The sequence below is a fragment of the Leptospira alstonii serovar Sichuan str. 79601 genome (assembly GCF_000347175.1).
GTDB classification, from domain to species: domain Bacteria; phylum Spirochaetota; class Leptospiria; order Leptospirales; family Leptospiraceae; genus Leptospira; species Leptospira alstonii.
On sequence record NZ_ANIK01000016.1, the window covers coordinates 173,975 to 187,620 of the forward strand.

12 protein-coding genes and 2 pseudogenes are annotated in these 13,646 nt (G+C 43.1%); 4 read left to right on the forward strand and 10 right to left on the reverse strand.

The annotated features are described in order from the left end of the window. The first annotated feature begins 55 nt into the window (after positions 1-55). From LEP1GSC194_RS04420 to LEP1GSC194_RS04430, 3 genes are all read left to right on the forward strand, one after another. On the forward strand, positions 56-796 hold the full coding sequence (locus LEP1GSC194_RS04420; protein ID WP_081605036.1) for a ubiquinone/menaquinone biosynthesis methyltransferase: 741 nt from the start codon (positions 56-58) through the stop codon (positions 794-796). 152 nt (positions 797-948) lie between these two features. Beyond that, on the forward strand, positions 949-2,868 hold the full coding sequence (locus LEP1GSC194_RS04425; protein WP_020772482.1) for an LruC domain-containing protein: 1,920 nt from the start codon (positions 949-951) through the stop codon (positions 2,866-2,868). Between the two features lie 44 nt (positions 2,869-2,912). Beyond that, entirely contained in the window at positions 2,913-4,304 is a 1,392-nt protein-coding gene (locus tag LEP1GSC194_RS04430; protein WP_017808585.1) for a PrsW family glutamic-type intramembrane protease, read from the forward strand. On the opposite strand, the gene LEP1GSC194_RS04435 is transcribed toward LEP1GSC194_RS04430, so the two are convergent. The 6 genes and pseudogenes from LEP1GSC194_RS04435 to LEP1GSC194_RS04455 form a co-directional block, all read right to left on the reverse strand. Continuing rightward, on the reverse strand, positions 4,287-6,350 hold the full coding sequence (locus LEP1GSC194_RS04435; protein ID WP_021064740.1) for a membrane protein: 2,064 nt from the start codon (positions 6,348-6,350) through the stop codon (positions 4,287-4,289). The two genes, LEP1GSC194_RS04430 and LEP1GSC194_RS04435, sit on opposite strands and share 18 nt — an antisense overlap. Positions 6,351-6,493: 143 nt before the next feature. Then, the gene (locus LEP1GSC194_RS04440; protein WP_020772451.1) at positions 6,494-6,949 is read right to left on the reverse strand and encodes a TraR/DksA family transcriptional regulator; all 456 of its coding nucleotides are present in this window, start codon (positions 6,947-6,949) and stop codon (positions 6,494-6,496) included. 17 nt (positions 6,950-6,966) lie between these two features. Further along, positions 6,967-7,131 (reverse strand): 50S ribosomal protein L33, encoded by a 165-nt coding sequence (rpmG, locus tag LEP1GSC194_RS04445; RefSeq protein WP_002998847.1) that lies wholly within the window; start codon positions 7,129-7,131, stop codon positions 6,967-6,969. A gap of 444 nt (positions 7,132-7,575) precedes the next feature. Beyond that, positions 7,576-8,291, reverse strand: a pseudogene (locus LEP1GSC194_RS04450) (LA_0364 family Cys-rich lipoprotein). A gap of 304 nt (positions 8,292-8,595) precedes the next feature. Beyond that, a pseudogene (locus LEP1GSC194_RS22535) lies at positions 8,596-8,772 on the reverse strand (ATPase); the annotation flags it as partial. Between the two features lie 128 nt (positions 8,773-8,900). Next, the gene (locus LEP1GSC194_RS04455) at positions 8,901-9,086 is read right to left on the reverse strand and encodes a hypothetical protein (protein ID WP_020772354.1); all 186 of its coding nucleotides are present in this window, start codon (positions 9,084-9,086) and stop codon (positions 8,901-8,903) included. A gap of 428 nt (positions 9,087-9,514) precedes the next feature. Here LEP1GSC194_RS04455 and LEP1GSC194_RS23545 point away from each other — a divergent pair, with 428 nt between their 5' ends. Beyond that, the gene (locus LEP1GSC194_RS23545) at positions 9,515-9,694 is read left to right on the forward strand and encodes a hypothetical protein (protein WP_036041345.1); all 180 of its coding nucleotides are present in this window, start codon (positions 9,515-9,517) and stop codon (positions 9,692-9,694) included. A gap of 63 nt (positions 9,695-9,757) precedes the next feature. Here the strand turns inward: LEP1GSC194_RS23545 and LEP1GSC194_RS04465 are convergent, their stop codons facing one another. From LEP1GSC194_RS04465 to LEP1GSC194_RS04480, 4 genes are all read right to left on the reverse strand, one after another. Continuing rightward, positions 9,758-10,702, reverse strand: a complete 945-nt coding sequence (locus tag LEP1GSC194_RS04465; RefSeq protein WP_036041348.1) for a bile acid:sodium symporter family protein — start codon at positions 10,700-10,702, stop codon at positions 9,758-9,760. Between the two features lie 279 nt (positions 10,703-10,981). Further along, on the reverse strand, positions 10,982-12,139 hold the full coding sequence (locus LEP1GSC194_RS04470) for an aminotransferase class V-fold PLP-dependent enzyme (protein ID WP_020772528.1): 1,158 nt from the start codon (positions 12,137-12,139) through the stop codon (positions 10,982-10,984). Between the two features lie 9 nt (positions 12,140-12,148). Beyond that, the gene (locus LEP1GSC194_RS04475) at positions 12,149-12,919 is read right to left on the reverse strand and encodes a ferritin-like domain-containing protein (RefSeq protein WP_020772385.1); all 771 of its coding nucleotides are present in this window, start codon (positions 12,917-12,919) and stop codon (positions 12,149-12,151) included. 62 nt (positions 12,920-12,981) lie between these two features. Then, positions 12,982-13,608, reverse strand: a complete 627-nt coding sequence (locus LEP1GSC194_RS04480; protein ID WP_036041407.1) for a lysoplasmalogenase — start codon at positions 13,606-13,608, stop codon at positions 12,982-12,984. Positions 13,609-13,646: the final 38 nt, after the last annotated feature.

Genomic DNA, 13,646 nt, shown 5'->3' on the forward strand with positions numbered 1-13,646 from the left:
CGGATTCGATAAAAACTCTTCTTGCCAAACATTCTTCAATCATTTCATTAAACTTATGTCAGAATTTCAGATGCCTCGGACCGATTCCAAGGCGGGTTTTGTTCGGGAAAATTTCAACAAGATCGCAAAGAAATACGATCGGTTCAACGATTGGAACAGCTTTCTTCTGCATCGGGTTTGGAAAAATCGATTGGTTCGAGAACTGGAAAAAAATCTTTCCGGCCGTTTATACGTAATGGATCTCTGTTGCGGAACCGGAGACATTTCGGTGCGTCTGGAAAATTCTCACTCGGTCGAACACGTTACCTGCGTGGACTTTTCGGAAAACATGCTTGCAATCGCAAAGGCTCGACTTGGGAAACAAGCCGAAAAAGGTCGGGTTCGTTTCGAGATAGGAGACGCGACTCGACTGGTAAATTTTCAAAATTCTCAGTTTGACGCGGTTTCGATCGGTTTCGGCCTCCGTAACGTGGACGACCTTCCAAAAGCGATCGGGGAGATTCTCAGAGTTTTAAAACCGGGCGGATTGTTTCTCAATTTGGACGTGGGCAAGGTAAAAAATCCTTGGATTCGTAGGCTCGCGGATTTCTATTTTTTTAAAATCGTTCCGATTCTCGGTTATATTCTTTGGGGAGGAAAGAATGAGATGTTCGATTATCTTCCGGTTTCTTCCCTTTCCTATCCGGATCAGGAAACCCTAAAGTCGATTCTGGAACAACAGGGCTTTCCAAAAGTGCGGTTTCGGAACTTCGTTTTCGGAAACGCCGTTCTGCATATTGCAAAGAAGTCTCTTTGAAGGACTTAAAAATTGTCTAAAATAACACAGGATGCTTAAAAAAAATCTTTCATGAAATCGAAGAATCCTATATAATTCCTTCCTCGGATAGTATTTAATATCAAGTACTCTTCGTCTTTTATTCTAACTATAAAAAAAAAGGGATAGGGATCATGAAGAAAATTCTAATATTATGGATTACTTTCATCGTTTCAGTTGGTTGCAGTCATAAGAAAAAAGGAATGTTATTTCCGTTTCTGACTTTACTCAATCAAAATACGAACGTATCAACCTCGGCGCCTCGATCTGATGAATCGAGTGCGGGAACCGCGACGGCTTCCAACGGAGGATCGGTCGTAATTGTGGACAATACGGCAGGTGGAAATAATTCCAGTCCTACTTCCTCTTCCAATAACGGCAGCAGCTCTTCTTCCAATTCCGTAAGTTCCTCCAATTCACAATCCTCTTCGTCATCGGGAGGCAATTCTACGAGTTCCGCCGGTTCTTCATCATCCAATAATGATTCAACGAGTGGTTCGTCACCAAACAGCGGCGCCGTAAGTTCCGGTAGTTCTTCTTCCGAAAATACTCCGTCTTCCAGTCCTTCCTCGGATAACTCAAGTTCGGGTGGAACGAACACAAACGCCGTAAGTTCCAGCTCCGGAAGCGGTGATGGCGGTAACTCCGGTTCTTCCTCCGGAACCACCGATACAAATGTAAGTTCCAATAACGAATCAAGTTCTTCTTCGGGAACCGGAAACGATACGAGTACAAGTGTAGGTTCGAATAACGGTTCTTCTTCGGAAATTACCGGTGTGATTACCGTAACCGATCAAATAGGAAGTATTCCCTTTACGTATAACACGGTACAAACGATTCCTTTGAATATAATCGTAACGGATAAACAATCCAAACCGATTTCCGGAGCGACTATTATCGTTTACGATAACTTAGGCAATATACTCTTTCAGGGAATTTCAAACGGCATCGGGAAGGTTACGGGAAGTATCACCGTAGCAACTACGTTAGGTGAAATCACTGTGGAGATTGCGGCAGGTGCGGAATCGATTTCCAACGTAATCCCGTTGAACAATGTGGTCGAAATCAATCGTGAGATAAAATACGAGATTCCCCTTCCGGTTGTAACCGCTCCGGCCGACGCCGATAAGGACGGTGTTCCCGATAGTTTGGATGCGTATCCGCAAGATCCGGTTCGTTCTTCTTTGATTCGAATTCCAGCGGAAGGAATCAGTACCGTAGCCTACGAAGATCAATATCCCAGCGCGGGGGACGCGGACTTAAACGACTACGTCCTTCATATTCACAACGAAGAGGACTTGAACACGGCTGGGGATGTGATTCGCCTGAGGGGAACGTACCAACACGTTGCGCGGGAAGCCGGGAATAAACATACTCTATTTCTAAAACTTCCGGTTCCCGTAGGAGCTACGTTTTCAAGAAAAGTGATCAGAGAGGACGGAAAAGTTATCACCGAGTTGACGACAAAAACCGTGTCCGCTTCCGATCTCAATCAGGGAATTCAAATTCACGAAGAATCCAATAAAACCACGTCCAACCCCAACGTAAATCCGGGCGGTGTCTACAAACCGGGACATATCGCTACGATCGAGATCGTGTTTAATACTCCGGTGAAAAAGGCGGTTCTCGGAAGTTATCCGTACGATATCTTTATCAAGGTTGCCCATACCGGAAAAGAGATTCACTTTCCCGGACTTTATAAAAACACAAACGGAACGGACAAGTATCTGGATTCCAACAAGTTCCCTTGGGCGATTTTGGTTCCGGGAGCTTGGAAATATCCGTACGAGGGTATGGACATCCGTAAGGAATCTCAAACCGGTTATCGGGAATTCAATCTTTGGGTGGCGTCTAACGGAGCGTCTTACAAAGACTGGTATAAACACATTACAAATCAAGCAAAGGTGTTCCCGGTTCCGGATGAGGATTCGGAGCTGATGGGGTTCTTGTTGTATTCCGTGAAAAAGAATGCGATTCTTGTCGCGGTTTTACTGATGGTTGCCGGTGCGATCGCCGCGTATATTTTAAAAAGAAGAGTTCTTTCCCGGGCCTAATTCGGTAAAAAGAAAGGGGGCATATTCCGATACTTAAGGGGAATATGCTCCTTTATTTGGGATTAGAAGGTCCTTTAATCGTCTTTTTGAAATTCGGCACGGCGATTTTCGCGGCCGGATTTTATTGGTTTTTTTATCGCAGTACATACTATCATCCGAATCGAAAGAGTTTCGATTTGTCCGCGATCTTTTGCGGAGTTTTAACCGTAGGACTTGCGATCTTTCCGGAAATTTTAGTGAAACAATATATCGACGAAAGTTCCTATTTCGACAGGGCCTTCCAAGGTAGTTCCATTTTGGAGGAAGTTCCGAAGCTGCTCGTCATCCTTTGGTATTTTAAAGGTTTAAAATCCGTTTATAACGTTTCGGACGGAATTTACTTCGGACTTACATTAGGCGCCACTTTCGGGCTTTTGGAGAATTTTTTATACGCGCCGATTCTCGATTTTTGGCCCTTGTTTTTAAGAACCGTCACTTCCCTTCCGATCCATACGTTTACGGGAGGAATTTACGGTTATGCGACGATGCAGTATTATCATTCCAGGCCCTCTTCTTTTAATTTTTTGGGGCTTTTTTACAGTTTGTTCGGATGTTTTGTTCTACACGGAACGTTTAATTATATTTTGCTCATAGACGGAAATTTCGTAATTTTACTTCCCTTCATTCTTGCGACCGGATTTTTTGTTTTGGAATATCTGCTTACGATTTCCCAGAATATTCTTCCGATCGAAGTCCTTCAGTCCATCGGATTGTTTGGGGACGATTACAAGGTGGTTTCCAAGTTCACCGGTTACGATTCCTGGATGCGTCTGAGTCAAAATAGGATACAAAAGGTCGAACCGATCCCTTTGTTTCGACAACTTCCCAAGGGAAAAATCGCGGTATCCGTTTTTCTTTTTTTGATTCCGACTTTATTATATTCCATTTATTTAAAATTTCCGGAAACGATACCCCTTTTTCTGGAAGGAATTAGAACCTCCGAATTTATCGGACTTTTTTTGATCTATCCGATCTGGCTTTGCATCCTGATACTTTTTAGGGGAATTTTCAATCCAAAGTTCTTTCGGGAAAGAATTTTAAAAATTCCGTTGTTTATCGCCGTTACGATCGTTCAGGAAGAAAGAGAATATCCTTCCTTGGCGTATTCACTTTCCGGAAAGGGATTTTATTCTCCGATTGAAAAAAACCTTATCATCGGAGATCGGGTTTACGTGACTTTTTACGTGGCCGGTAAAGAATTTCCTAATATTCTTGCGATTCCCGTCTGGTTGAACGTGAGGGAGGACGACCCGGAGTTCGCACCCGGAGCCGTTTTTATTTTCGTAAATCCGCCGTGGAAACTTCTTTTTTGGAGATTATCGGTCAGAGGGAAACAACAGTTTCAGAATCTGATGTATCAGATCGTTCATCCAATCGGTTCATCTCACTCTGTTTAAACCGTCAAAGTCTTCCGCAAAGATACCGAATTCTTTTACATGAGTTCCGAAAAAAGAACCCGAAAGAATCTCCGTTCTCAAATATTTGGCATTGTTCGGAACGGTCAGGCCTACGTCGCTCGCACCCGTAGATAAGGGAAGTGTCTTGGATTGAATTTCGACCCAGTCCGGTCCGACAAAGGACCAACGAACGTAGATCTTTTCGTTTTTGGAAAGTTTTTTCTCTTCCGGAATAAAGGCTCTTAAACGGATCGGAGCCCTACTCGCTAAAACCCAGGTCGCACCGGAAGAAAATTCGTGATAACGAATTCCATTTTGAACCAGACCTTGTCTTTTAGCCATGAGTTGGTAGGACTTCAATTCCGCATAACGGAACTCAGGTCCGCGCAGGTTCGGCGCGATTCCGATCAAAGCGTAAAACAACAGGAAAGAACCGAGGAGTAACGCAAAAAGATTGAATCCCCCTACGATTGCCCGGTGGAGTTCTCTCGTTGGAGGAGAAGAGGAAGTGACGAGCCAGAGACAAAAAAAAGCCGCCGTGCCGCTGCTTCCGGTCCAAGGCATAAAAAAGATCGCGATCGGCAAAAGTAAAATCAGGATTTTCCAATGATCGCGTAACGCGATTTCCAAACCGACCCAGACTAAAAAAACGAGAGTTAAAAAAATCCCGCCGTCGTGTAACAGAAATAAGAAGGAAGTAAGCCCGAATTCCCGTATTCCTCCGGGTGGAACGGGATTTACGGATCTGGAATCGATCCAGTTGAGGGCGAAACTTCCGGCGCCGTTTCCCATCCAAATCGATTGTTTGCTCCAGTTCCATGCGGATCGGGTTTGAATCCATCCTTCCGCCCAATAAAGATCCAAAAAACGAACGAGACTACCTCCGGAAGCGCGATAACCTTTAATCCAAGTTTGGTGGAGTTCCTGCCAGGAATCGAACGACCAGGAAAACGATCCGATCCATACGATCGAAATCGCAATAACAACCCAGGCAATCGTACAAATCGGGATGATCGACAATTTCCACCAACGGTTTCGGATTTTAGGAAAGGCGGTAACCGAATAGGCGTATATTAGAAGAGCGGAAAGTAGGATCCAAGAACCGGCGCTGAAATATTTTCCTAAAATCAAAAAAGGAAAAATAAGCCCGGCGCTTAAAATGATCTTTGTAGGGAAACGCCAGCTTCTGGAATGAAGGTAGTGAAAAAAATACGCGATTAAAAGAGGAAAAAACCAATTGAGAGAACCCGTATCCGCAAAAAAACCGGAGACGGAATAAAAACCGCCGATCCCAGGAGTAAACGGAATCGCAGAATAGCGGGTAAATCCTTGGATTAAGAATAGTAGTATATTCAAAAATACTCCCGCGAAAAGGCCCTGTCTCCAATACTTTACGGGAGAATCGCTTTCGTGAGAAGAGGATTCTTCCGCTAAAAAATAAAGGACGGCGAGCATCCAAGACCCGAGAAAATCCAAACTCAATCCGAACGCGTATTTCGAGCTGATTCCGGGCAGATAAACCGTATCTAAAATACCGAAACCTTTGAACGGGGGCGCGTTGAAGTAGACGAAAAATCTTTCCAGAAGTAATAACGAGAGAAAAATCAAAATTCCGGTTTTAGGATTTCGATAAAACGGTAGGGACGATTTGTAAGGCCGATTGATATAAAAAAAACGGAATATAGGATCCTCTTCGTTTACCGTTTGGGAATGAAACGTGGCAATATATTGTCTCAAAAAAATTCCGAAAATCGCGCCCGCAAAAAGCCCGCTTAAGGAACTCCATATTACGGTTTTATCATAGAGTAGGCCGGGTAAAATCAGGGCTCCCGCCATTGTGAAGATTCTCCCCGGCTTACGATGGTAGAGATTGGGAAAAAGTCCGAAAAGGAACTGGATCGTTCCGATAACAACGACCCCTGCTCCTTCCGTTTCTCTCACGAAAAGAAAACTTCGAAACAAAAGATAAGAAAGAACAGAACAAAGAATGAGTCCGAAAAATGTGGGAGTTCGAAGGGGTTTGAGTTTATTGAATAATCCGGGCACGAATAAAGAGGATTTTGGAAAAGATTCAGATTTCAATCGAAAAACGGTTGAAAATACGGCTTCCGAAAAATCAGGAAGACTCCCTTTTTTATAAAAAAATTGTTCGGTTTAGATGATAAGATGAACGGAAGGCGAACTTAGAATTATTCGTCCATCGAATCCATATCGGATGGAATTTTGTAGGTTCCGGTAAGACTTCCGGCGTTACTCTTACGGGCAAAACCTTTGCTTTTGGAAAGAGTTTCCGCGTACTCTACGGTATAACGGGTCCAAGGAATGGCTTTGAGACGCGCGATCGGAATTTTTTTACCGGTTCCTTCGCAAATTCCGTAAGTGCCGTCTTCGATTTTTTCCAATGCGACATCGATTTCTCGGATGGTTTCTATCTCCGCTTCGGAAAGGACGGAGCTTAAGGTCTCTTCATTAATTTCGGATGCAATATCCGCAATGTCGCCCATTTCTTTAAGGCCGGACGGTTTGCTGTTATCTTCCCAATGAGCATACTTTTCTAAGAGAACGTTTTTCTTCTCGTGAAGAAGATCCGCGATTTCTTGGAGAGCTTTTTTATCGTATGCCGGGGTCGATTTTTTTGCAGTCATCCTGTTGCCTGGAAACCTTAGACCTTGGTTTCCTTGTATTCTGTATGTTTTCTGCAAAATTTGCAGAATTTTTTAGTAACCAATTTTTCAGTTTTAGCCTTTTTGTTCTTGGTAAGAAGATAGGTGCTTCTTCCTTTGGAACAGCCGGGTTCCTGACAAACGAGCTTGATAATTTCTCTCATGGCGCTAATTTCTCGATTTCAATAAATTCCTCATAGTAAGACGGAAATAACCCGCGCTTTTAGTCCAACTTTTCTGAAAATTTGGAAATTAGGTCCTAAAAGATCCTACTGGAGGTTGTTATTCCGCTATAAAATGGGAGAGGTCCTAAAAATCAAGGAGGATTAGAGAAAATTCGCGAAAAAGAATGAGTTTTTAGAATGAGTAGAACGGTAATAAGACAAGGAACAAAGAGACTTCTTGAGAATGTAGGTTTTAGTGGATAGTCTCAAGCCAGTTCCACAGGCAGCAGAGCGCTGCCTGTGGCTTCCAACGAATTTGGGGAACCGCGCCTGAACTCAATGTTGTTTCTTAGGAGGGATCAGTAATGAAATATAAAGAGTCGAGAATTAATTTTTCAACAACTCTTAATGACAAAAAAATTCGAATTACCAACGTTTTACATCTCAATCAATGGAGTCTTCTATGATTCCATTATTATTTTTCTTCTTTTTACTGCCGCCCAGATACCGGATCTGACAATTTTCCTGGCAATCGTCGTGTTGTCCAAGACACATAAAAGTTCCCAAAACGAGGCTTCCATTCAATGTAGGAATCTGCCTTTGATTTTTAAAAGAAATCGAATAAGCTCCTGCAGCTCCTGAAGAGCATCGGAGATATAAATAACTACGATTGTTTTTTGTAAATTGAATCGGAGTAGAAGAAAGATTCCCTAACGATTGAAGCGTCGAACTTGGAACCGCATCGGGATTGAATTGAGAATTTCCGAGATAAGCCGTGCAGATTACGGAACCGGAGAGTAACTCAACACTCGACGTATCTTGATTGTTGTAAAAGACAAGACTAAGCGAAAATATATCAATATCGTTGGGAGCAGAAATCCCCGCATTCAACTTTAAACTTTTTCCGGAATACACCGAGGAAACATCGATATTTTCAGACATGCTAAAAGAATTATTATTGAAAGATACTTCGGCCACTTCCTGTGGAGGGGCTTCCGGGGTGACTACCGTGGCGGATGTCGCCACAGTCAATCCCGTAAAACAATCGTTTTTTCGTTTTTCACATTTTGACTTACAAACTTCGTAGCTACTAAAACCGTTACTACAAGAAAAGAAAATCAAATCAAAAAAGAAATTAGATAAGAATATGTAAATTTCATAAATTATACATATTTTAAAATTTATATATTACGTAAATAATAAATTTAAACGGAAATGTTAAGCGAAATTGTTCTATTGATTCAAAAAACATTTGAGAGTCTATTGTAATAAAAACCGAATCGGATTTTCGCTATTATTTCTTTGTTTTGCAACAAACTACTCCTCTGAAAAACTGCTTGAAATCGGACTTCAAGTCCGTATCCGATAAAACGAAACGATTCTTTTCATCAGGAAGTTCGTTCTGTTTACAGTTTACAAAATTAAAGAATTCGTTTGCGCTCCCTCGTGAAACTTTCAAAGGCCTCAAAAGAAACCTTTTCTTAAATTGATACCGTATTCCAAATAAGCTTTTAAACAACAGCTCATTTGCATCCAACCTTAACAGTTCATATAAGAACCGTCTAATGCAGTTTGCGATTCCTTTCAACCTGATTCGGTGATCTTTACGAGTGTGAAATTCGAATCCAAGGATTCAAAAAGTGTAGCGTCCTAGAAAAAATTATTATAAAAAGGAAGGTCAATGGCAACGATCAAACGTTACAGTGAAGCGTTCAAGGGAAAAGTAATCCAGGAAATAGCTGAATGAAAAATATCCTCTCGTTCTTTTTTCAACGACAATCGGAATATCGAATTCCCTTGTTCTGTGTCGTTGCTTCCACGGAAATCGATTCGGTCTTTGAGAGTTCGCTTAGGCCGGGGATCGTGTTTTTCTCGCAGGTCCAATTTACGGTGTTTGTTTGAACGTTTAGATTTCCGCATCCTCCTATAAAACTCAGATTGCGATCGTTAGGCAAACAAGAATATATCGATTTTTTTGTTTAAGCAGGATTGGGTCCGGGCGTTTTAGTGGATAGGTTTTAGGATCAGTGGATAGTGGTTTTCCGAATATTCAGATTTTATTGTATTTGAGACAACCGGGCTCCGGGCCTTTTCCCGAAAGAGTAGCCCGGCGAAGGGGAAGCGAAAGACGCGCGATCAGATGTCAGGAATCAGGTTGATCGCGAAGAGATCCTTAGTAAAGGATACATAACGCGTCTGAAGCGAGGGGAAGGCTTTCCCCCACCCTAACATCCGACTCCCTAACAACCTATCACTACAATAGACGCGGTCCATAGAGTCGTTTTTTCTCGAAGATTCGATCGGGCTCGTTTGTATTTAACGGTTTTCTAATGCTTTAACTGGTTGTCATGGCGACGTTAGTCCGCATGATATGAAAATAATCATGTACGAAGGGTGCCAAAAGTTTGCAATGAGCGGACAAAACAAAGTGAAACTTGCGGATACGGAATTTTATGGCGGCGAGTATAAATTTGACCAAACATTTCATAACGGGCCGAAAGAGTTTCTTGAATTTGCAAAAAAGTTATGGAACGAAAACATAATGCAGACATCGGGAGAATAAACGCACGAACAAATCGATCGGTGTTTTGAGGATTATCACTCAAACGGCAATACGAGAAATCTTTCATTCTTCCTGCGTCCTTTTTCTCCAGAAAGCCGCAAGTAAACTTCCAATCAGGGAGTGTACGAGACTTGAAATTGCGGCTGGGATTGCAACTAACGGATCGGAAAAATTATTTCTGGAAAGAACAACTCCCAGGCCGGAGTTCTGCATCCCTACTTCGATCGAAATCGTTCTGGATGTTTTTCGTTTTCGGATTAGAAACCAGGACAAAAGGTAACCGAAAAAGAATCCGGATGCGTGTAGGCTCACTACGGCTACGATCAAAATTTCCGCAGACTGAATGATCTTATCTCTTCCGGCTCCGAGAATAGAAGAGACGATCATAGTAATCAATAAAACCGCAACCAAGGGTGAGACGGTTTGAATCCTTTTGGAAACTTCGGGCAAATACAAGTTGAGCAACACTCCCAGTGCAACCGGAAGAATCACGACCTGAAACGTGTCCAAAAAAAGTCCTCCCGCGGATGCCTCCACACCCTTCCCGATCAAAAATAGAGTGAGGATCGGAGTCATAAACACGGAAAGAATTGTCGATGCCGCAGTCATGGAAACCGAAAGAGCCAAATCTCCTTTTGCGAGATAAGTAATCACGTTAGACGCAACACCACCGGGACAACAAGAAACGACGATAAGCCCGGTAGCCAACGGAACGGGTAAATCGAGTAGAATTCCGATCCCCCATCCGGAAATCGGCATGACCGTGTATTGCAAAAACACTCCTGCAAAAACCGGAATCGGAGTTTTAAAAACTTCCTTGAAGTCTTGGGGTAAAAGTGTGATTCCCATTCCGAGCATCGTGACTCCGAGACCGTATGTGATCCATGGCCCTGTGAACCAGGTAAACCAATGAGGGAAGAAAAAAGAAACAATCGCTCCGGTGAGAACCCAGACCGGAAATAGGAGCGTGCCGATTTTACCGACTTTTTGCAGTTTGTTGGTCGTCATCATTGAGGTTTTTGAGCGCTCCGATCTTTAACTCAGTGCGACCTTTCTATCATAAACCAACCCCACAAGTTAAGAAGGTTTTTGGAATCAGAAGGATTAAAAACGCACGTTTCAAGTGGTTAGATTTTAGGGATTAGGACTTTACATACATACAATAAAACGTAAGTGTTCCGACAAGAATCATATTTTTCACTTGCAAAAAGTATGATTTTCTGATAGAGAAAAGCCTCCCGAGCCTTTCCGCCCCACCACCCAAAATCAAGGTCGCATTGAAGAAACTCAGCCCGGAAAAGCGCCGAGCAATTCTACGACTCGATCCAGTTGATCTTTTCGATTGTAGATATGCGGAGAAAACCGAACCTTTCCGAGACGAAGGGCGCACATCACCCCGTTCTTCTTCAAATAAGAAACGAGTTCGTCCATCGGAATCCCTTCCTTAGATCCTACTACAATTCCGGTTCTGTTGTCCGGAAAGTGGTCGAGTTCGATTTGAAATCCGACTCCTTTCATTCCTTCGGAAAGATAGTCCGCAAGTTCGTAAATTCTTTCCATCACGGAATGGAATCCGATTTTCTGGAGCATTTCGAGCGTGGACTGAAAGTAAACCCAGTCTATGAAGTTTCCCGTGGAAATTTCGTAACGATCCGCTCCGGATTTCAGTTCTGCACGATAGGGTAAGTAAACCTCGTCGTTGACTACGGAGCTTGTTCCTTTAAACGGAAACGCAAGCGCGTCGATTTTATCTTGTTGGATGTACAACATTCCGAGGCCCAGAGGACCCAAGAGCCATTTCCAAGCGGGGAACGCGATGTAATTTAACTTCATCTTTTTCACGTCGACCGGAACCAAACCTATTCCTTGAGCGCCGTCTAAAACGAACTCGATTCCTTGGGAATCCAAAAAGGTTCCTATTTCTTCCAAAGGAAAAGGCATTCCTGTACACCAATGAACCGCCGAAAGAGCGACGATCTTGGTTTTGGAACTGACGGAAGATTTTAAATTCTCCAAAAACTGATCCGGGGTAGAAGCCATCGGAATGAACGCGAGTTTGACTCCTTTTTCTTTCCAGTGTTCCCAAGGATAGATATTGCTCGGGTATTCGTTTTCCAAGAGCAGAATTTCATCTCCGCTTTTCAGTTGAAATCCGAGCGAGAGGAAATACATTCCTTCGTTGGTATTGTGGATGATACAAAGTTCTTCCACGTCGCAGTTGATCAGTCCCGCCACGATTTTGCGGATTGTATGTTTTACGGAAGCGTATTTCCGAACCTCCGTAAGTCCTCCCTTTTTGGAGTAACCTTCTAAATATTCTCCGACGGCTTGGATGGTATGTACATTGCAGGGAGTTGTCCCACAATTGTTCAACCAGATAATCTCATGATTTACGGGATAAAGATCTTGGATTTCCTTCCAATCGGTGATCGTGGTGGATTGCATTCTAACCGATTACCTCTTTTTCTTAGCCTTTGCCGCCGACTTCTTTTTAGGCGTCGATTTTTTTGGAGATACTTTCTTTGCGACTTTTTTCACTGCCTTCTTCGGTTTTGCCGCCGCTTTTTTTACGGCTGACTTTTTCTTGGGAGCAGCCTTTTTCGCAACCGGTTTACTCGCGGCTTTTTTCTTGGGAGCGGGAGAAGAAGCCTTCGCAGGTTTGGATTCGGCTTTTGCCACTTCTTCCGCTTGTTCGTCCCAGAAAAAAGTTCCCTGACCGGAGCCGGACTGGGATTGATCCAGACCGTTCAACTCCGTCTCCAGAAGAGATTGATAGTTGTGGTTGTAGTCTTTCAGTTTTGTGAAAAGGGATTTGGTGTTCACGTCTTCGAACTTGTTTGCGAGTTTTTCGTAAAAGGATACCGCGTTCTCCGCTTCTCGGATGGCACGTTCCAAAGCTTCGTGGGCGTCCTTAGCGCCGGGACCGGAGATCGTTCTTTCCACTTTGTTCATCAGTTTTTGAAGAGTCGTATCGTGGAACTTATGGATCGCCGTGAGTTGTTTTAGGTTCGGGAGTTCGGATCCTTCCGCTTGTTCGTACAATTCCGTAATGAACTTGATATGATCGTCCACTTCTTCCGCCAATCTTTCGAAAAGTTCTTTGGTGTTTCCGGGAGAGAGTTTATCGTACGTACTCATATAGAATTCGAAGTAATCCTTTTCGTGTTGGATCGCCGCCGCGACCGCTTCTAAAAACGTCGTTTCTTTTAAAGGTTTAATATTCATAATAAGATTCCTCCGGATTTCTTTGCTATCTTAGTTATGTTAGGGACCGAATCAATAATTATTTAATTTTCTTCCACGGATTCATAGATGAGAAACTGAGCCGCGTAGTACGTCGACATGATCCAAACTCCGATCCAAGGAATCGGAATCTCCGTAAATTTTCTAGTCGCGATGAGACTGTCGGATAAAATAAAAAGGGAAGCGCCTACAAAGGATTTCCAAAATTCCGATTTTGAACATTCCCTGGAAGCGGCTCGCCAACCCATCATACAAATCGCCAGTACATAAACGCCGACGGGAACATAGAGAGAGGCTCCGAGTCCGGGAAAAATCCAACCGTAAAACGAAATTCCGTAAACGAAATAAGGAATCGATCGAACGATATGAACCGGGTTTCCGACTGAAAATCCCATCGAATAGAGAATTTGAGCCGCGAGAAAAGAACCGAGTCCGAAGACGAAATAATTTCCGGGAAGACCTAAAAACATATCTCCGAACAAGGAAAAGATCAGACCTATAAAGATGAATTTTCCGGATCGGCCTTTCCAGTTGCCTTCCCGAAAGGAGAAAAAAAGCAAAACGAGAATCGGTAGAATTTTACTTCCGAGTTTTAAGACGACGTTATCCGGAATGAGATACAAAACCAACATATGGGTAATCGAAGCGATGGAAAATAAGAGTAAAATCATCGGAACCTTCCTGACGGGAATTGGGATTGTAATTTTGT